The organism is Methylobacillus methanolivorans, assembly GCF_054588515.1.
Genome location: NZ_BAAILT010000001.1, coordinates 1 through 18884 on the forward strand (window position 1 = coordinate 1; position 18884 = coordinate 18884).

Consider the following 18884-nt stretch of genomic DNA (forward strand, 5'->3'; position numbering starts at 1 on the left):
GCTAGGTCGTCAGCAGGTTGACACTTTTGAAATGAAAAAGGGTTAGCTTTTTAGCTAACCCTTTGATTCTTTTGGTGGGCCGTGCGGGACTCGAACCTGCGACAAACGGATTAAAAGTCCGCTGCTCTACCAACTGAGCTAACGGCCCGTGAGATGAGACTCTCATCTCGGAAAGCGCGCAATTATGAAGAAAAGTGCTGCTGACGTCAATGCTGGATTGTAAATTCTCTTAGTTTCAGGCCTAAAGAAAGGGATCGGTGTATGCAAGCCCATGGACGAAAAAGCATTTCCTGCTGGTTACCTCATGCCTGGAAAACGGCCCTGCATGCTCCGCATGATTTTGCTCATACCCCCCTTGGAGAACATTTTCATCATCTTCTGCACTTCCTCGAACTGGTTGAGCAAGCGATTAACTTCCTGCACCTGTACCCCAGAGCCAGCGGCAATACGGCGCTTGCGTGTCGCCTTGATGATCTCGGGCTTGCGGCGCTCTAGTGGCGTCATGGCATTGATGATGCCTTCGATGCGACGTAAAGCTTTATCGCCAGCCTCACTATTGACCTGGCCCATCATGCCGGAAATCTGCGCAGGCATTTTGTCCATCAAGGAGCCCATGCCACCCATTTTGCGCATTTGCAGCATTTGCGCCTTAAAATCCTCAAGATCGAAATTCTTGCCCGACTTGACCTTGTCTGCCAGTTTCTTGGCTTCTTCCAGGTCGACATTCTTCTGCGCCTGCTCAATCAACGAAAGCACATCGCCCATGCCCAGCACACGAGAGGCCATGCGTTCGGGGTGGAACAATTCAATACCATCCACTTTTTCGCTGACACCGATGTACTTGATCGGTTTGCCTGTCACGTGACGTACGGACAATGCCGCACCACCGCGTGCATCACCGTCAAGCTTGGTGAGCACCACACCTGTCAACGGCAGGGTTTCACCAAAAGCGCGTGCAGTATTGACTGCATCCTGGCCCTGCATGGCATCGACCACGAACAGGGTTTCAATTGGGTTAAGCAATTCATGTAACTGCTTGATCTCGGCCATCATGGCTTCATCAATACCCAGGCGTCCCGCTGTATCGAAGATCAGCACATCATAAAAATGGCGTTTGGCGAAATCTAGTGCTTGCGCAGCAATGTCGGCGGGCTTTTGCGTGGCATTGGAATCAAAACAGTCTACTTCCAGGCTCTTGGCCAGGGTTTTCAACTGCTCGATCGCGGCTGGTCGGTAAACGTCGGCACTGGCCAGCAGTACTTTCTTTTTCTCGCTTTTCAGCAAGCGCGCCAGCTTGGCTGAGGTAGTGGTTTTACCAGACCCCTGCAAGCCAGCCATCAATACAATCGCGGGAGGATTGGTTGCCAGGTTGAGGCCAACATTCTGCTCACCCATGAGGCGGGTAAGCTCTTCGTGCACCACCTGGATGACAGCCTGGCCTGGCGAGAGGCTTTGCAGCACTTCACGGCCTACGGCGCGCTCCTTGACTTGGTTGACGAAATCCTTGACCACTGGCAAGGCAACATCGGCCTCAAGTAAGGCCATGCGAACTTCGCGCATGGCATCGGTAATGTTGTCTTCGGAAAGTCGTGCATGCCCACGCAGGGTTTTGACGACTTGTTGTAATCTGCTACTGAGGTTTTCAAGCATGATGGCTACCGATAGCTACCGCACATGGATTAGCGTATGTGGAGTGCGGCTGCATGTTATAGTGTTGTGAATATATGAATTCTAACCCAACTCATCCCGTATGATTGCGTTTCTGCCTTTTATTACCGCATTGATTTACCTCTTGGTGGCTACCAATTACTGGCGCCAGAGCAAAAACAATGGCACATCGGCACCCTCCAGCCCACTTTGGCCTTCCGGCTTGATTGCCGTTGGGTTGGTGTTGCATGCGCTCTCGCTATATTGCACCCTATTTTCACAGGGCCTGAATCTTAGCCTGACCAACGCCCTCTCAACCATTCTATGGCTCACGGTATTGATTTACTGGGTCACCAACCTCAAGCACCACTTACATAGCCTGCAAGCTTTTGTACTACCTCCAGCTGCGTTCTTCGTGCTGTTACAGGCATGGCAGCCTGAGTCACATGTGATTCCTTATGCTGACCAGCCCTTGTTTGTAGCCCACTTGGTCATTGCAATGCTGGCTTATAGCTTGCTCACTTTTGCCGCACTGCATGCCTTGCTGATGACAGCCGCCGAGCGCAAGCTGCACCAGAAATCAAGCTGGCTCAAACTGCCTGATTTCCCGCCGCTCATGACCATGGAGAACCTGCTGTTCCGCATCATTACGCTGGGATTTATCCTGCTGACGTTAACCTTGATCAGCGGCATGATGTTCTCTGAACTGTTGTTTGACCAACCGTTCCAGTTCAACCACAAAAATGTGTTCACCATGCTCTCATGGCTGATCTTCGGTGGGCTGCTGTTTGGGCGCTATCGCTACGGCTGGCGCGGCAAGACAGCCGTGCGCTGGACACTAAGCGGGTTTGTATTATTGTTGCTGGCATATGCGGGCAGCAAGTTTGTACTCGAAATCCTGCTGCACCGCTAACACGCCCTTATCGGCTCAACGTAGGCTGATAATAGGCCAGCCAGCCTGTTCAGCGTGCGCTTTCAATGTGGCATCAGGATCTACAGCCACGGGATTGTCCACCAACTCCATAAGCGGTAAGTCATTGTGGGAATCACTATAGAACCAGGTAGTGTCAAAATCACTCAACGATTGTCCGCGGGCAGCCAACCACTCCTTGAGTCTAGTGATCTTGCCAGCCTGGAAACTGGGCGTGCCAACCACCTTGCCGGTGAACTCTCCATTCACCTCTTCAGGCGTAGTGCCAATCAGGTTGTCGATGCCAAACGTCTTTGCAATCGGGCCTGTCACAAAGCTATTAGTCGCGGTAATAATCATTAACAAGTCACCGTTCTGGCGATGTTTCTCCACCAGCGCACGCGCCTTTTCGGTGATCATGGGCTGGATTTTCTCTTGCATGTATTCGCGATGCAAGGCATCCAGCTCACTACGCGGATGCTCGCTCAAGGGCTTAAGCTGGAAATCCAGGAAAGCATAAATATCCAGCCGACCGGCTTTGTAGTCCTCGTAGAAAGCCAGATTTTTGGCAAGATGCTCTTGTTCGTTGAGCAATCCTTTGCTGATGAGGAACTGGCCCCACTGAAAATCGCTATCACCAGCCAACAGCGTGTTATCGAGATCAAACAATGCGAGTTGCAAAATGTTTCTCCATCTACGGCAAAATTGCTAGAGTTTAGCTTATGACACTTAAGTACGCGACCTTAAACCAGCCAATACCACCAGCCTCAGTGGGTCATGAACTTACCTGATTACCTGGTACCGACAGCATGGCAGTGGATCGCCCACGCGTTGGCGCTGGCGCTGCTCGCTTATGCCTTCATCACGGCACCCTGGAAGCATTTAAGCACCTCCCCGTTACAACACGTTTTCCTGGGCTCTATCGTGGTGTTGATGCTGATCTGGAGCGTCAAGGCGGGCATACGCCCAGGCCTCAACATTCATCTCCTTGGCGCCACAGCTTTATGTCTGATGTTCCGCTGGCAACTGGCACTGATAGCACTGGCCCTGATTCTCGCTAGTGTCACCACTTTCGGCATGGCAGGTTGGCAATCCTTGGGGCTCAATTTTCTGATCATGGCGGCTATCCCGGTAGCCTTTAGCTACAACTTGTTTAGGTTGATCGACAGCAAGCTCCCCAACCACTTGGTCATTTACATCTTTGCCTGCGGCTTTGCTTGCGCAGGCCTCACCATTAGCCTGTCTGGCTTGGTCGCAGTCTTGGCTTTAAGTGCCATGCAGGTTTATCCAGCAAACTACTTATTCAGCAATTATCTGCCTTACTTCATCCTGATTGCCTGGTCCGAAGCGTTTCTCACCGGTATGGCCGTCACCTTGATGACTGCGTTTCGACCTCACTGGCTTGCCACGTTCAGTGACAAGCGTTACCTGAAGACCAAGCACTAATCATCACTGATACACCAGCAATAAAAAAGGCGCCTCCAAGGCGCCTTTTTCACATCTTATTCCACTTTTACAAATGAAAATCGCCCGCGGCTTCTGGCTGGTAATCAATCTCCAGAATCTTGTATTGACGTACACCACCTGGCATTGGCCAATCAATCACATCCCCAACACGGTACCCCAGAATAGCCGTCCCTAGCGGGGCGACTACTGAAATACGGTTTGCCGAAGCATCTGCATCGACAGGAAACACCAGCGTGCAATGCATTTCATGCCCATTCGCCTCGTCACGTAGCAACACGCGCGAATTCATGGTCACTACATCTGCGCCGACCTGCTCGGAGGCGACCTCCTCACTACGCGCTAGTTCATCCTCAAGGCGGGCCAGGTTACCCACCTCTGGAAAACCGTTCTTGCGCAATTGCTCAATCATGGAAAACAGCCGGTCCATATCAAAACTTGTGACCTGGATTGCACCTTGCAACATGAGGATTCCTTTACTTTTACCTTGATGACATCAATTATTGAGTTAATACCGCATTGTTCTGCTTGCTATACCTGCGGGTGCGCCCGCTCAGCATTGGCATGCAGCTTGTTAAGGCCATTGAGATAGGCTTTGGCCGAGGCGATCACGATATCGGTATCAGCACCCTGGCCGTTGACAATGCGCCCCCCCTTCGACAAGCGCACCGTCACCTCACCCTGTGCATCAGTACCGCTAGTAATATTGTTGACGGAATAAAGCAGCAACTCGGCACCACTATTGACGATCTTCTCAATCGCCTTGAAGGCAGCATCCACGGGGCCACCGCCCACTGCATCAGCTCGACGCTCAATACCATTTTCTGCCACAGTCACTTCAGCATGCGGAGTTTCCCCAGTCTGCGATGCGACATGCAGATAACTCAGCTTGAAGCTTTCCTCATTGACCACGTTATCGCTGACAAGTGCCTGAATATCCTCGTCGAATATCTCGGACTTCTTGTCTGCCAACTCCTTAAAGCGCGCAAATGCTGCGTTAAGTGCATCATCACTTTCCAGGGTAATACCCAGCTCGGTCAGGCGGGTACGGAAAGCATTACGCCCGGAGAGTTTACCCAGCGTCAGCTTGTTAGCGCCCCAGCCTACATCTTCGGCACGCATAATCTCGTAGGTCTCGCGATGCTTGAGTACGCCATCCTGATGGATGCCGGACTCATGAGCAAAAGCATTTGCGCCTACAATCGCTTTATTGGGTTGCACAGGGTAGCCAGTGATGGTGGATACCAGCTTGGATGCAGTGACAATCTGCGTAGTATCGATTGTGGTATCAAGCTGGAACACGTCACGACGTGTCTTCACGGCCATTACGACCTCTTCCAGGCTGGCATTACCCGCGCGCTCGCCCAGGCCGTTAATAGTGCACTCCACCTGCCGCGCACCAGCCAATACCGCAGAAAGTGAGTTGGCCACGGCCATGCCGAGGTCGTTATGGCAATGGGTAGACCATACTACTTTGTCAGCATCCTTCACGCGGGCAATGAGTTGTGCCATGCGCTCACCCCATTGTTGCGGTACGGAATAACCTACGGTATCCGGCACATTGATGGTCTTGGCGCCAGCCGCGACCACGGCATCGAACACCTGCACCAGGAAATCCATGTCGGAACGCACGGCATCCTCGGCTGAGAACTCAACGTCATCGGTATATTCCAGCGCCCACTTCACCGCTTGCACGGCACGCTCCAACACTTGCTCTGGCGTCATACGCAGCTTGTTCTGCATGTGAATGGGGCTGGTTGCGATAAAGGTATGGATGCGGCGTTTCTTGGCAGGCTGGATAGCCTCACCTGCACGGCGAATATCATTTTCGTTGGCACGCGCGAGCGAACAGACGGTAGATTCGGTAATCGCCTCGGCAATAGCGCGAATGGCATCGAAGTCTCCTGGGCTCGCCGCCGCAAACCCGGCCTCGATGACATTGACGCCCAACTTCTCCAGTTGACGGGCAATGCGCAGCTTCTCTTCCTTGGTCATGGCCGCGCCTGGGCTTTGCTCGCCGTCGCGCAAGGTGGTATCAAAAATGATGAGCTGGTTCTGTGTCATGGCCTGGATTCCATCAAGGTTTGGGGAGTTAAATGAGAGTTCAGCGTCTCAATAGGTATGGCTAAGCTGGGTAGGAGGAAATACTAGCGCGGGCCGCGCAGCATTAGGCTTGCCAGGGCCAGGAAGGCCCAAGCAACAGGAAAATCTGGATTTTGCCTGAAGGTTTGCATAGGTGATTGAATATAATTCTTTTCTCCACGCAAGGCAAGCCAACGCCTTGGCGCGCAGGCAAATTTGAGGCAGGATGACAAACATCTCCCCCAATCAGTCACAGGCCAGCATGTCTCAACCGACCACTCCATTGCGTACCTTTTTCCGGCTTGGATTTCACAGCGCATTTTTCCACCGCATTCATGTCCGCAACCTACGCATTACGCCGGTACAACTATTGTGGCTGTTACTCATCACCACTGCCGCCAGTATTCTCATGGGGCGACTGGTCGTACCCGGCCCGGCGGAATTCTTCCCCAAGGCATTGCTCTGGGGCTGGATGATCACACTACTTATGCTCTGGCTGTGTTGGTATCTCAGCGACCATGCGCGTGAACGAGGCCTCAAGACACAGGCTGCCGCATTATTTGCCATCGGCACCACCCAGGCGTTGGTGCTGGATGTGCTCAGCACCGTTCTTTACATGGGGGTGATCCAGCCACTAGGCCTGGAAAGCAGCAGCTGGCATTGGGCACTATACATCGCCATGACTAGCTGGGCAGCCCTGGCGTTCTGGCTGCTGCTCACGCGCAGCACGCAAGTACCAGTCAAGCTGATCCTGCTGGCTGGCCTGTTTTCCTTTGGTGCGCCTGTCATCGTCCATCTTTCCCAGCCACCGATGTATTGGCAGCCCTATGAGGAAGAAAGTACCGTGGCAGAAAACATCCTGCAACTGACGCAAGAGAATCTTGAAACACAGCTACAACTCGCCAACAAGCAACGGGCTGCCATCAAGCCACAACGTCCTGGCGTGGTTGATCTATTCAGCATCAGCTATGCCCCTTATGGCGATGATGAAGTGTTCTTGCGTGAGAGTAGCATGGTCAATGCTGTGCTCGAAGAGCGCTTCGATGCGAGCGGGCATATGCAGGAACTCGTCAACCATCCTGCCACCTTGGAAAGCCTGCCCTGGGCCAGCCTGGAAAACCTGGAGCGAGCCATCAACCGCGTCGCCGACCTCATGAACCCCGAAGAGGATGTACTGCTGGTTTACCTCACCTCGCATGGCGCACAGAATGGCGAACTCAGCGCATCCTTGTGGCCGCTGGAAATGGATGCACTGACTCCGCAGGCCCTGAACCTCTGGCTGGACAAAGCTGGCATCAAGCACCGCATCATCGTCGTTTCTGCCTGTTATTCCGGTAGCTGGATCGCACCATTGCAGAATGACAACACCCTGATCATGACGGCAGCCGATGCAACACACACATCCTTTGGCTGCGGCAGCGGCTCTGAGCTGACATTCTTTGGTCGCGCCGTATTCAACGAAGCATTACGCGACACCGGCTCTTTCGAAGAAGCTTTCCAGCATGCATTGCCCATCATCCGCGAACGCGAGCAGCAAGCCGGAAAAACAGATGGCTATTCCAACCCGCAAATCTATATCGGAGACAAAATAAAACCCGTGCTGCAAGCCTTGCAACACGGGTATTAAACAGGCAATCCTGAGATTATGTGGAAGGCGGCGAATGGTCGACGGATGCGATCTTGGATGTGCGCTTGCTCCATAACCACATCACATAGCCAGAAACCCCATACACGAGGAATACGGCAAACAGTACCTCGGGCGGGCTGTATGAAATCAGCACAAAAGCCAGCACGATCAGCAAAATGACAACAAAAGGCACACTGCGACGCAGATTGATATCCTTGCCACTGTAATAGCGCAGGTCACTCACCATGGACAGCCCGGCAAACAGCGTGATGGCCCATGCCACCCACTGCATCTTCACCGCATCGAAAAACACCTCGGTGCCGCTCACTTGATTTTCATACGACACCCACACCAGGCCAGCCAGCAACGCCGCAGCTGCGGGGCTAGGCAGGCCCTGGAAGTAACGCTTATCGCTCTCATCGAGCTTGGTATTGAAGCGCGCCAGGCGCAAGGCTGCCCCGGCACAATAAATGAAGGCTGCGATCCAACCCAGTTTGCCTAGCGGCTTGAGCGCCCAGACATACATTACCAAGGCGGGAGCGACGCCAAACGAGACCATGTCAGACAAGCTATCGTATTCAGCGCCAAAAGCACTCTGCGTATTGGTCATGCGTGCCACGCGACCATCCAGACCATCAAGCACCATGGCAATAAAAATCGCCACGGCAGAATGCTCAAAATTGCCATTCATTGCCTGCACGATGGCGTAAAAACCCGCGAACAAGGCCGCACTGGTGAACAGATTGGGCAACAAGTAAATACTGCGCTCACGCAAGCCTGATTCCATGAACGAACCACGGCGGCGCGGGCGGTTGGGAAGATCAGCCATTCCTAGAGTGTCCTCGATATATAGAGCTGGCAGGATATCTGCCAGCAAAGTCCGCACAGTATAACAAAGCGCGCAGGTTGCACTCCATGCCTAACAACCACGATCACGCTTTCATCCCATGCCACCCCTCAGTCCATGATAGTATCGCGACTTGTATTTTGGTTAAGCATCATGGAATTTACCCTTATCAAGCAAGACGGTGCCGCACGCCGTGGCACCGTCAGCCTCGCCCACGGTGATGTACAAACACCGGCCTTCATGCCGGTAGGCACTTATGGCTCAGTCAAATCACTGTCCCCTGTAGAAGTCAGGGAAACCGGCGCTCATATCTTGCTCGGCAACACCTTCCACTTATGGTTACGCCCAGGGCTGGAAGTGATTGGCGAATTCGGCGGCCTGCATCAATTCATGGGCTGGGATGGTCCCATCCTCACCGACTCCGGCGGCTTCCAGGTCTGGAGCCTGGGCGACCTACGCAAGATCACCGAAGAAGGCGTGCGTTTCCGCTCACCAATTAATGGTGATAGCTGTTTCCTGACGCCAGAAGAGTCGATGCGCATCCAAAAAGTGCTGAACTCGGACATCGTCATGATCTTCGACGAATGCACCCCCTACCCTGCCACGCATATTGAGGCTCGCGACTCCATGCGCCTCAGCTTGCGCTGGGCCGCTCGCAGCAAGGCCGCGCACCAGGGCAACCCCAATGCGTTATTCGGCATTATCCAGGGCGGCATGTACGAAGACCTACGCGATGAATCGCTGGCCGGGCTCACCGATATTGGTTTTGATGGCTACGCGATTGGTGGGCTTTCCGTGGGGGAGCCGAAAGAAGACATGCTGCGCATTCTCGACCATACCGCCCCCAAGATGCCACAAGACAAGCCGCGCTACCTCATGGGTGTAGGCACGCCGGAAGATCTGGTGGCTGCGGTATCGCATGGCGTGGATATGTTCGACTGCGTGATGCCAACGCGTAACGCCCGCAATGGCTGGCTGTTTACGCGCTACGGCGACATCAAGCTAAAAAATGCGCGCCATCGCAAGGATACCCGCCCGCTGGATGCAGACTGTAGCTGCTACACCTGCCGCAACTTCAGTCGCGCCTACCTGCACCACCTGCATCGCACCGGTGAGATCCTCGGCGCCCGCCTCAACACCATCCACAACCTGCACTATTACCAGGAACTGATGGCCGGCATGCGCGAGGCGATTGAGCAGGGACGATTCGCTGCATTTGTCACCCAGTTCCGGCAAGATAGGCAAACACTGCAGCAAGCTGCATAATCCAGTGCAAGTGTCACATTATGTTACAATTTTCGGCTAATATTTTGCGCTTCAAGTATTTCACCCTTAGATAGAAGAAAGGTTTACCCGTGTTAATTGCCTCTGCGTACGCTGCTGATGCAGCTCAGGCCACTCCAGACTGGACTAGCTTCCTGCCCTTGATCGTCATTTTCGTGCTCTTCTGGTTCATGCTGATCCGCCCGCAAATGAAGCAAGCCAAGGAGCAACGCAAACTAATCGAAGCCCTGCAAAAGGGTGACGAAGTCACCACCAGCTCCGGTATTGTTGGCCGTATTACCAAGGTAGGCGAAGGATATGTCAGCCTGGAAATTGCACCAGAAACTGTCATTACCGTGCAAAAGCACACTGTGCAAACTTTGCTGCCCAAGGGCACGATCAAGGCACTGTAACCTGCTTACCCTGACTTGAATCACGATCTTTAACATCACTGAAACACTGAAATGCGAGCTGCTTCATGAACCGCTACCCTTTATGGAAGTACCTCATGGTACTGGCTGTCGTCCTGGTGGGCCTGCTTTACGCTGCCCCCAATCTGTTTGGCGAATCTCCGGCTGTGCAAATTACTGCCGCCAAAGCCAATACCAAGGTGGATTCGGCCTTGCTGGAAAGTACGGAAAACATCCTCAAGCAGGAAAATATTCCGTTTGAAGCCCTGTTCCTTGATGCCACTGGCGTCAAGGTGCGCTTCCCTAGCACTGATGTCCAGCTACACGCCAAGGATGCACTGCAAGCACGCTTGGGCAAGGACTACGTCATTGCACTCAACCTGCTTTCGCGCTCCCCTGAGTGGCTGCGTAGCATAGGGGCTCGCCCGATGTACCTGGGCCTGGATTTGCGCGGTGGCGTGCACTTCCTGCTTCAGGTTGACATGAAGGCGGCACTGGATCAGGCAGCAGAGCGCTATGTCGGCGACTTCCGCAGTGCACTGCGTACTGCCCGCCTCAACTACCTCGGTGTTTCCCGTGATGGACAAGCCGTCAATATCCGCTTCAAGGACTTGGCCGAACTCAACAAGGGTCAACGTACCCTGGAAAAAGAATACCCGGACCTCACCTTCCGCACCTCCGATCGCGGCGAAGATAAAGTACTGACTGCAGTATTGAGCGAACCCGCGAAAAAACGCATTCAGGAATTTGCCATCAAGCAGAATATCCAGACCCTGCACAACCGAATCAACGAACTAGGTGTTGCCGAGCCTGTGATCCAGCAACAAGGCCTGGATCGCGTTGTCGTGCAATTACCTGGTGTGCAGGACACTGCCAAGGCCAAGGAAATCCTGGGCCGTACTGCCACCCTGGAAATCCGCATGGTGGATGAAGACAAGAGCAATGCCATCAGCCTGGAAAATGCGTCCAAGGGCCAAGTACCATTTGGGACCGAGTTCTTTACTGACCGTAACGGCATTCCCATGCTGGTCAAAAAGAATGTCATTCTGACCGGTGACTACATCACCGATGCTGGCCCCGGCATGGATTCTCAAGGTGGCGGCGCAGTCGTGCATGTCACTCTTGACGGGCGTGGCGCGCGTATCTTCAAGCAAGCCACCCGTGAAAACGTCGGCAAGCGCATGGCTATCCTGCTGATTGAGAAAGGCCAGGCAGAAGTCATTACCGCTCCCGTCATCCGCGAGGAAATCGGCGGTGGTCGCGTACAAATCTCTGGCATGGCCAATACGCAAGAAGCCACCGACGTCGCTCTGCTGCTGCGTGCTGGTGCATTGGCAGCCCCCATGGAAATCATTGAAGAGCGCACCGTGGGCCCAAGCATGGGTGAAGCGAATATCGAGCGCGGCATGCACTCTACCTTGTGGGGCTTTGTTGCCATCTCCGCCTTCATGATCGTCTATTACATGCTCTTCGGCAGCGTTTCCGTGCTCGCACTGAGTATCAACCTGCTGCTGCTGGTTGCCCTGCTCTCCATGCTACAAGCGACCCTGACATTGCCGGGTATCGCAGCGGTTGCACTGACCCTGGGTATGGCGATTGACGCCAACGTGCTGATCAATGAACGCATACGCGAGGAGCTGCGTAACGGCAACACGCCGCAAGCCTCTATCCATGCGGGTTATGACCGTGCGTTTGGCACCATTCTTGATGCCAACGTCACTACCATGATCGCTGGTTTGGCGCTGTTCATGTTCGGCACCGGCCCAGTGAAGGGCTTTGCCGTTGTTCACGTATTGGGCATCCTGACCTCCATGTTCTCGGCAGTGCTGGTTTCCCGTGCAGTGATCAACCTGATCTATGGCTATCGTCGCAAGATCAGCAAGCTGTCCATAGGTTAACCGTCGATCAACAGGTCATACACTAGAGTAAATATCATGGAATTTTTCAGAATCAAAAAAGATATACCGTTCATGAGCTATGGCCGTCTAACGACGACTATTTCGCTCCTGACCTTCCTGTTGTCGGTATTCTTCCTGGCCACCAGAGGCTTGCACCTGGGTGTAGATTTCACTGGCGGCACAATGATGGAAGTCAGCTATCCGCAAGCCGCAAACCTCGAAAGCATCCGTAAGGCCGTCGATGAAATCGGCCTCAAGGATGCTACCGTGCAGAACTTCGGCACCAGCCAAGATGTACTGATCCGCCTGCCGGTCAAGCCTGGTTTGTCCACCGCGCAGCTTTCCGAAAAAGTACTGACCGCCCTGTCTACCGACAATGCCGAGGTGAAGCTGCACCGCGTCGAGTTTGTCGGCCCGCAGGTTGGCCAGGAGCTTTATGACAAGGGCGCACTGGCGATGCTGTTCGTTTGTGTAGGCATCATGGCTTATCTCGCCATGCGTTTTGAATGGCGCTTTGCCGTAGCTGCTGTCATCGCCAACATGCACGACGTCATCATCATTCTCGGTTTCTTTGCTTTCTTCCAGTGGGAGTTCAATCTCACGGTATTGGCAGCGGTGCTTGCGGTGCTAGGTTACTCAGTGAACGAATCCGTAGTGGTGTTTGACCGGGTGCGCGAAAACTTCCGCAAAATGCGCAAGGCCAGCGTGCCGGACGTGATCAATAACGCGATCACCCGCACTATGTCACGTACTATCATCACCCACTTCTCTACCGAGCTGATGGTATTGTCCATGCTGTTCTTCGGTGGCGAGGTATTGCACAACTTCGCCCTGGCCCTGACTATCGGCATCTTGTTCGGTATCTACTCCTCCGTCCTGGTGGCCAGCCCGATCGCCATGTACTTGGGCGTATCACGTGAAAACCTGATCGGTAGTAGCGAGAAGAAACCCGAGGCAGAAGAAGCCTTACCTTGACAAAGTTGGCGCGAAGCGCCGACACTAGTGGTATCTCATTCACCGATTGATACCGTTGGACAGTTCCTTATTATGGCAGCTGGGCATTCTTGCCCTGCTGCTATTCGCTTCAGCTTTTTTCTCCATGGCCGAAACCAGCTTGTTGATGCTCAACCGGCACCGGCTCACCATCCTCGCTAAAGAAGGTCTGCGTAGCGCTGAATTCGCCACCCGGCTCCTCAATGAGCGTGAGCAGTTTCTCGGTGCCATCCTGTTAGGCAACACCTTGGCCAATGCCGCAGCCGCGACACTCGCAGCCTTTATCAGCATTCGCCTGTTCAATCTGGGTGAGCTGCTGATGCCAGTCTCTACCGTACTCATCACTTTTGCCATCCTGGTGTTCAGCGAAATCACGCCAAAAGTGATTGCTGCACGCCATGCGGAGCCATTGGCTCTCTCGTTCAGCTATGTCTTGTTACCCTTGGTCAAGATCGGCTACCCCTTGATCTGGCTTGCCAATCTATGTGCTAACAGCCTGTTACGCCTGCTGGGCATGAAAGTCAGCTTTACCCAGAATAACCACACCACCAGCATTGAAGAACTACGCAGCATTTTCAGCGAAACCACCAGCCCGATTCCGCAGAAGCATCGCGAAGTATTGCTCAACCTGTTGGAACTAGAGCAAACCACTGTTGATGAGATCATGACTGTGCACACGCAACTGGAGATCATCGATATTGAAGCACCAATGGAAGACATATTGGCTCAAGTCACTGCAAGCCAGCATTCGCGCCTGCCCCTACGCAAGGGGCCAAACGAGGAAATCATCGGCATGCTGCGCATACGTGCCATCATGAATGCCTTGCGGACACAAAACCTCAGCCAGCACTTGCTGACACAGCATATGGAAGCCCCTTACTTCATTCCCTCTGGCACCCCGGTCTATACCCAGATGCAGGAGTTCAAGCAATGCCAGCAGCGCATTGCACTAGTCGTAGACGAATACGGTGAACTCAAGGGACTGGTTACGCTCGAAGACATCATCAAGGCCATCATTGGCGATTTCGCACATGAATCCACGCAGCAACAACTCAACTATCGCCAGGAAGAAAAAGGCAGTTGGCTGGTTGATGCCAGCAATAGTTTGCGCGACATCAACAACAAATTAGGCATTACCTTACCACTGGATGGCCCGCGCACCTTGAATGGGCTGATTGTGGAACATTTCGAGGATATTCCCGAGCCTGGTATCGGATTAAAAATTGGCGATTACAAACTGGAAATCCTTAAAACCCAGGATCGCACTGTAAAAACTGTCAGAATTCATCCGTAATCAATACAGTATGGCAAATATCTTGCATACATAAACATGGCATCAGTAATAACCCTACTCATTTCAGACTTGAAAATTTCTGCATTCGGCTCAAAATAGATCAAACGTATGGCTAGCATCAAACATCAGGACAACATCGTCGAGAAAACGGGCAAGGCCAATATCAAGCCGCCCTCGATGTACAAAGTCATTCTGCTGAATGATGACTACACGCCCATGGAATTCGTGGTGGATGTCATGCAACGCTTTTTCCAGAAAAACCGTGAACAAGCAACGCAAATCATGCTCCAAGTACATACCGAGGGCGCTGGCGTATGTGGTGTGTATCCACACGGCATCGCCGAGACCAAGGTCAACCAAGTCATTAGTTATGCCCGTGAGCACCAGCACCCGCTGCAATGCACCATGGAAGAAGCCTGAAGAAAGCTGAGGAAGCTTAAATGATTGCGCAAGAACTTGAAGTATCCCTACACATGGCATTCATGGATGCCCGGCAGAAGCGCCACGAGCTTATCACCGTGGAACACCTGTTGCTGGCCATGATAGACAACCCAACTGCTGCGGACGTATTGCGTTCATGCGGGGCCAATCTTGATAACTTGCGCAGCGAGCTCAATAACTATATTGAAGAGCACACCCCCACCGTCGAAGGCAACGAGGAAGTTGATACGCAACCGACCTTGGGCTTCCAGCGTGTGATACAGCGTGCGATCCTGCATGTGCAATCGTCCGGCAAGAAAGAAGTCACCGGGGCCAACGTCCTAGTCGCCATTTATGGCGAAAAGGACTCGCATGCCGTGTTCTTCCTGCACCAACAAGGTGTCACCCGCCTGGATGTCGTCAACTACATCTCCCACGGCGTGGCCAAGGTCGCCGATGGCAGCAATGCCAAGCGCCCTGAAACAGAACAGGAAGCCGAAACCGAGGCATCTCCATCAAGCGCACTGGAAAGCTATACACAAAACCTCAACCAGCAAGTATTGGCAGGCAAGATAGACCCGCTGATCGGGCGCGCCCAGGAACTGGAGCGTGTGATCCAGACCTTGTGCCGCCGTCGCAAAAACAACCCCCTGCTGGTAGGTGAAGCTGGTGTGGGCAAAACCGCTATTGCCGAAGGCCTGGCACGTCGTATCGTCGAAGGTAATGTACCCGAAGTACTGGAAAACGCAGTGATTTACTCCCTGGATATGGGAGCCTTACTGGCTGGTACCAAATACCGCGGTGACTTTGAGCAACGCCTCAAGGCCGTGATGAAAAAACTGGCAGACCAGCCTGATGCCATTTTGTTCATCGACGAGATCCATACCTTGATAGGGGCCGGAGCTGCTAGCGGCGGTACGCTGGACGCCTCCAACTTGTTGAAGCCGGCACTCTCCAATGGCTCGCTCAAATGCATAGGTGCGACCACTTATCAGGAATTCCGCGGCATTTTCGAGAAAGACCATGCCCTATCCCGCCGCTTCCAGAAAGTGGACGTGATTGAGCCCAGCGTTTCGGAAACCGTAGAGATTCTCAAGGGTCTCAAGTCGCGCTTCGAGAAGCACCATAGCGTCAAGTACACTGCATCAGCGCTGAATACCGCTGCTGAGCTATCCGCGCGCTACATCAACGACCGCCACCTGCCTGACAAGGCAATTGATGTCATTGACGAAGCGGGTGCAGCGCAGCGCATCCTGCCGAAATCCAAGCAAAAGAAGGTCATCGGCAATAAAGAGATTGAAGACATTATCGCCAAGGTAGCGCGCATTCCGCCCAAGAACATCTCCAGCGATGACCGCAATGCGTTGAAAACGCTGGAGCGTGACCTCAAGGCCACTGTGTTTGGCCAGGACAAAGCGATTGAAGCCTTATCTGCCGCAATCAAGATGGCACGCAGCGGCCTGGGCAGCTTGAATAAGCCAATTGGCTCCTTCCTGTTCTCCGGCCCTACAGGGGTTGGCAAAACCGAAGTAGCCAAGCAACTCGCTTACACCCTGGGTGTGGAACTGATCCGCTTCGACATGTCGGAATACATGGAGCGCCATGCTGTGTCACGCCTGATCGGCGCACCTCCGGGCTACGTTGGTTTCGAGCAGGGTGGTTTGCTCACGGAAGCTATCAACAAGACGCCTTATTGCGTGTTGCTGCTGGATGAAATCGAGAAGGCACATCCTGATATCTTCAACATCCTGTTGCAGGTGATGGATCACGGCACGCTGACCGACAACAATGGTCGCAAGGCTGATTTCCGCAACGTCACCATCATCATGACCACCAATGCAGGTGCAGAAGCGATCAGCAAAACCAGTATCGGCTTCACTCTGGGCAGTAACTCTGGTGACGAGATGGGCGACATCAAACGCCTGTTCAGCCCAGAATTCCGTAACCGCCTGGATGCTATCGTCTCGTTTGCCCCGCTGTCGGAAGATATCATCATGCGCGTAGTCGACAAATTCCTCATGCAGTTGGAAGATCAACTACACGAAAAGAAAGTCGACGCAACCTTCAGCGATGCCCTCAAGGCGTACCTAGGCAAGAAGGGCTTTGATCCATTGATGGGTGCGCGTCCAATGTCACGCCTGATTCAGGACACAATCCGCCGCGCCTTGGCTGATGAACTGCTCTTCGGCAAACTCGCCAATGGTGGCCATGTGCATGTCGATATTGACCATACTGACAATATCAAGCTGGACTTTGGCAACGCCGGTATATCAAAAGACAAACCTGCGCTGGAAGCTGATGTCGCGGGTTAATCGACCCATATCAACCAATAAAAAACGCCGCTAAATGCGGCGTTTTTTATTAGTTGCTAATCCACATAAGTTGGGTATTTCTGCATAATGGCGCTAAAGCGCTCGCTCTCCAGCCAAGCCTGCAACCAGGCCTTTACCCTATGATAAGACGTAGCCTCAAACCAGGCCTGATCCACCATGGAGAATTGCCTCACAAAAGGAAATATGGCGATATCAGCCAGGTTTGCTTGATCAGATAGCAGATATATATGCTGATGCAAGCGCGCCTCTAGTTGCTTCAGAAACTCTTCGCCCTGCGCACGATATATCTCGGGGGGCTGCTCAGGGAAACGTATCGCGTATTTATATTGATCAAGCCCCCGCTTGAATGGGCCATCATTCTCCGTAATCAAGATTTCTGCTTGAGCTTGATGTGCCTGACTATCAAGCCAATCTTCCGGATCATGCTGTTGCAGTGCCCAGCGCATAATGTCCAGGCTTTCATCAATCACTGAACCATCCGGCAATACCAACACAGGCACAGTGCCCTTGGGCGACACCTGCAACATATGCGCAGGCTTGGCCTTGAGGACTATTTCACGAATTTCTACAGAAATTCCAGCGTAATGCAGTGCCATGCGGGCACGCATGGCATATGGACAACGCCGGTAGGAATAGAGTACAGGCAACACCACCATCACCCCAGCTTGCGGCAAACCTCATCCACCAGCACTGGGCCACGATAAACGAGACCGCTGTATACCTGCACCAAGCTCGCACCTGCCGCCATCTTTTGCTCTGCATCATCGCCGCTCAGAATGCCCCCCACCCCAATGATAGGAAGCTCTCCTGCCAGATGGGTAGATAAGGCTTTGATGACCGCAGTAGAGCGATCACGCACTGGTGCGCCAGACAAGCCACCAGCTTCCTCGGCATGCGGCAAACCCTGTATTGCATCGCGCGCTAGCGTAGTATTCGTGGCAATCACGCCATCAAAACGATACTCCCTCAACAAGCTGGCAATATCGGCGATTTGCATGACATCCAGGTCTGGCGCTATCTTGAGCGCAATCGGCACATATTTGCCATGTTGGTCAGCCAGCACTTGCTGCTCAAGCTTCAAGGCATGCAGCAATTGGCCCAAGGCTTCCTTCTCCTGCAAGGCACGCAGGTTCTTGGTATTGGGAGAGGAAATGTTGACAGTGACATAGTGCGCTTGCGCATAGACCTTGCGCAGACAATGCAGGTAATCATCCACAGCCCGCTCGTTGGGGGTATCAAAGTTCTTGCCAATATTGATACCCAGCACACCCTTGTATTTTGCCGCAGCGACATTACGCAACAAGGCGTCGACACCTAGATTGTTGAAACCAAAACGGTTGATCACCCCCTGCACTTCAGGCAGGCGGAACATACGCGGCTTGGGATTACCCGGCTGTGGGCGCGGCGTAATGGTGCCGATCTCGATAAAACCAAATCCGAGAGCAGCCAGTGCATCAATATAGGCACCATTCTTATCCAGTCCTGCGGCCAGTCCAACAGGATTTGGGAAGTCGATTCCCATCACGTGACGTGGCTTGCACTTGGCAGGCCGGGGGTAAAGATTAAGCAAGCCTGAACGCTCCAGGCGTTTCAGGTTTTTCAGGGTGAAATCATGGGCGCGTTCCGCATCCAGACGGAACAGCCAAGGTTGGGCGATTGAATAAAGCATGTGTGGATTTTACCGGAAAACCCACAC

Annotated in this window: 17 protein-coding genes and 1 tRNA gene; 10 read left to right on the forward strand and 8 right to left on the reverse strand. The window is 53.2% G+C overall.

From position 1 onward, the window contains the following. Positions 1–72: 72 nt before the first annotated feature. Positions 73–148: transfer RNA gene (locus LG202_RS00005), tRNA-Lys, on the reverse strand. Between the two features lie 149 nt (positions 149–297). Continuing rightward, entirely contained in the window at positions 298–1650 is a 1353-nt protein-coding gene (gene ffh / locus LG202_RS00010; RefSeq protein WP_230346392.1) for a signal recognition particle protein, read from the reverse strand. Positions 1651–1750: 100 nt separating this feature from the next. Here ffh and LG202_RS00015 point away from each other — a divergent pair, with 100 nt between their 5' ends. Beyond that, entirely contained in the window at positions 1751–2560 is an 810-nt protein-coding gene (locus LG202_RS00015; RefSeq protein ID WP_230346393.1) for a cytochrome C assembly family protein, read from the forward strand. A gap of 15 nt (positions 2561–2575) precedes the next feature. Here the strand turns inward: LG202_RS00015 and LG202_RS00020 are convergent, their stop codons facing one another. Continuing rightward, positions 2576–3238, reverse strand: a complete 663-nt coding sequence (locus LG202_RS00020; RefSeq protein WP_230346394.1) for a histidinol-phosphatase — start codon at positions 3236–3238, stop codon at positions 2576–2578. 96 nt (positions 3239–3334) lie between these two features. On the opposite strand from LG202_RS00020, the gene LG202_RS00025 reads away from it, so the two are divergent. After that, positions 3335–4003 (forward strand): energy-coupling factor ABC transporter permease, encoded by a 669-nt coding sequence (locus LG202_RS00025; RefSeq protein WP_230346395.1) that lies wholly within the window; start codon positions 3335–3337, stop codon positions 4001–4003. Positions 4004–4070: 67 nt separating this feature from the next. Here the strand turns inward: LG202_RS00025 and rnk are convergent, their stop codons facing one another. Together rnk and LG202_RS00035 are read right to left on the reverse strand one after the other, a co-directional pair. After that, positions 4071–4487: a nucleoside diphosphate kinase regulator gene (gene rnk / locus LG202_RS00030; RefSeq protein WP_230346396.1), complete on the reverse strand. Its 417-nt coding sequence runs from the start codon at positions 4485–4487 to the stop codon at positions 4071–4073. Positions 4488–4552: 65 nt separating this feature from the next. Further along, positions 4553–6085 (reverse strand): 2-isopropylmalate synthase, encoded by a 1533-nt coding sequence (locus LG202_RS00035; protein WP_230346397.1) that lies wholly within the window; start codon positions 6083–6085, stop codon positions 4553–4555. A gap of 244 nt (positions 6086–6329) precedes the next feature. Here LG202_RS00035 and LG202_RS00040 point away from each other — a divergent pair, with 244 nt between their 5' ends. After that, a complete protein-coding gene (locus LG202_RS00040; RefSeq protein ID WP_230346398.1) occupies positions 6330–7730 on the forward strand; it encodes a C13 family peptidase in 1401 nt (466 codons plus the stop codon). Between the two features lie 16 nt (positions 7731–7746). Here LG202_RS00040 and pssA read toward each other — a convergent pair whose 3' ends face one another. Then, entirely contained in the window at positions 7747–8559 is an 813-nt protein-coding gene (gene pssA / locus LG202_RS00045) for a CDP-diacylglycerol--serine O-phosphatidyltransferase (RefSeq protein ID WP_230346399.1), read from the reverse strand. 171 nt (positions 8560–8730) lie between these two features. Between pssA and tgt the strand changes: the two genes are divergently transcribed. The 7 genes from tgt to clpA all read left to right on the forward strand — a co-directional run bounded on the left by tgt (position 8731) and on the right by clpA (position 17167). Further along, positions 8731–9843 (forward strand): tRNA guanosine(34) transglycosylase Tgt, encoded by a 1113-nt coding sequence (gene tgt, locus LG202_RS00050; protein ID WP_230346400.1) that lies wholly within the window; start codon positions 8731–8733, stop codon positions 9841–9843. Between the two features lie 89 nt (positions 9844–9932). Then, positions 9933–10253 carry a preprotein translocase subunit YajC gene (gene yajC, locus LG202_RS00055; protein WP_230346401.1) on the forward strand — a complete coding sequence of 107 codons (321 nt, stop codon included), beginning with the start codon at positions 9933–9935 and terminating at the stop codon, positions 10251–10253. Positions 10254–10318: 65 nt separating this feature from the next. Continuing rightward, entirely contained in the window at positions 10319–12148 is a 1830-nt protein-coding gene (secD, locus tag LG202_RS00060) for a protein translocase subunit SecD (protein ID WP_230346402.1), read from the forward strand. A 36-nt stretch (positions 12149–12184) separates the two neighbouring features. Then, positions 12185–13123: a protein translocase subunit SecF gene (secF, locus tag LG202_RS00065; RefSeq protein ID WP_230346403.1), complete on the forward strand. Its 939-nt coding sequence runs from the start codon at positions 12185–12187 to the stop codon at positions 13121–13123. Between the two features lie 46 nt (positions 13124–13169). Then, positions 13170–14435 carry an HlyC/CorC family transporter gene (locus LG202_RS00070; RefSeq protein ID WP_459724046.1) on the forward strand — a complete coding sequence of 422 codons (1266 nt, stop codon included), beginning with the start codon at positions 13170–13172 and terminating at the stop codon, positions 14433–14435. 108 nt (positions 14436–14543) lie between these two features. Further along, complete coding sequence (gene clpS, locus LG202_RS00075; RefSeq protein WP_230346405.1) at positions 14544–14855, forward strand: ATP-dependent Clp protease adapter ClpS; 312 nt, start codon at positions 14544–14546, stop codon at positions 14853–14855. A 20-nt stretch (positions 14856–14875) separates the two neighbouring features. Further along, positions 14876–17167: an ATP-dependent Clp protease ATP-binding subunit ClpA gene (clpA, locus tag LG202_RS00080; RefSeq protein ID WP_230346406.1), complete on the forward strand. Its 2292-nt coding sequence runs from the start codon at positions 14876–14878 to the stop codon at positions 17165–17167. Between the two features lie 56 nt (positions 17168–17223). Here the strand turns inward: clpA and LG202_RS00085 are convergent, their stop codons facing one another. After that, positions 17224–17841, reverse strand: coding sequence for a glutathione S-transferase (locus LG202_RS00085; RefSeq protein ID WP_230346616.1), 618 nt, complete (start codon positions 17839–17841; stop codon positions 17224–17226). 2 nt (positions 17842–17843) lie between these two features. Next, positions 17844–18857, reverse strand: a complete 1014-nt coding sequence (locus tag LG202_RS00090; RefSeq protein ID WP_230346407.1) for a quinone-dependent dihydroorotate dehydrogenase — start codon at positions 18855–18857, stop codon at positions 17844–17846. Positions 18858–18884: the final 27 nt, after the last annotated feature.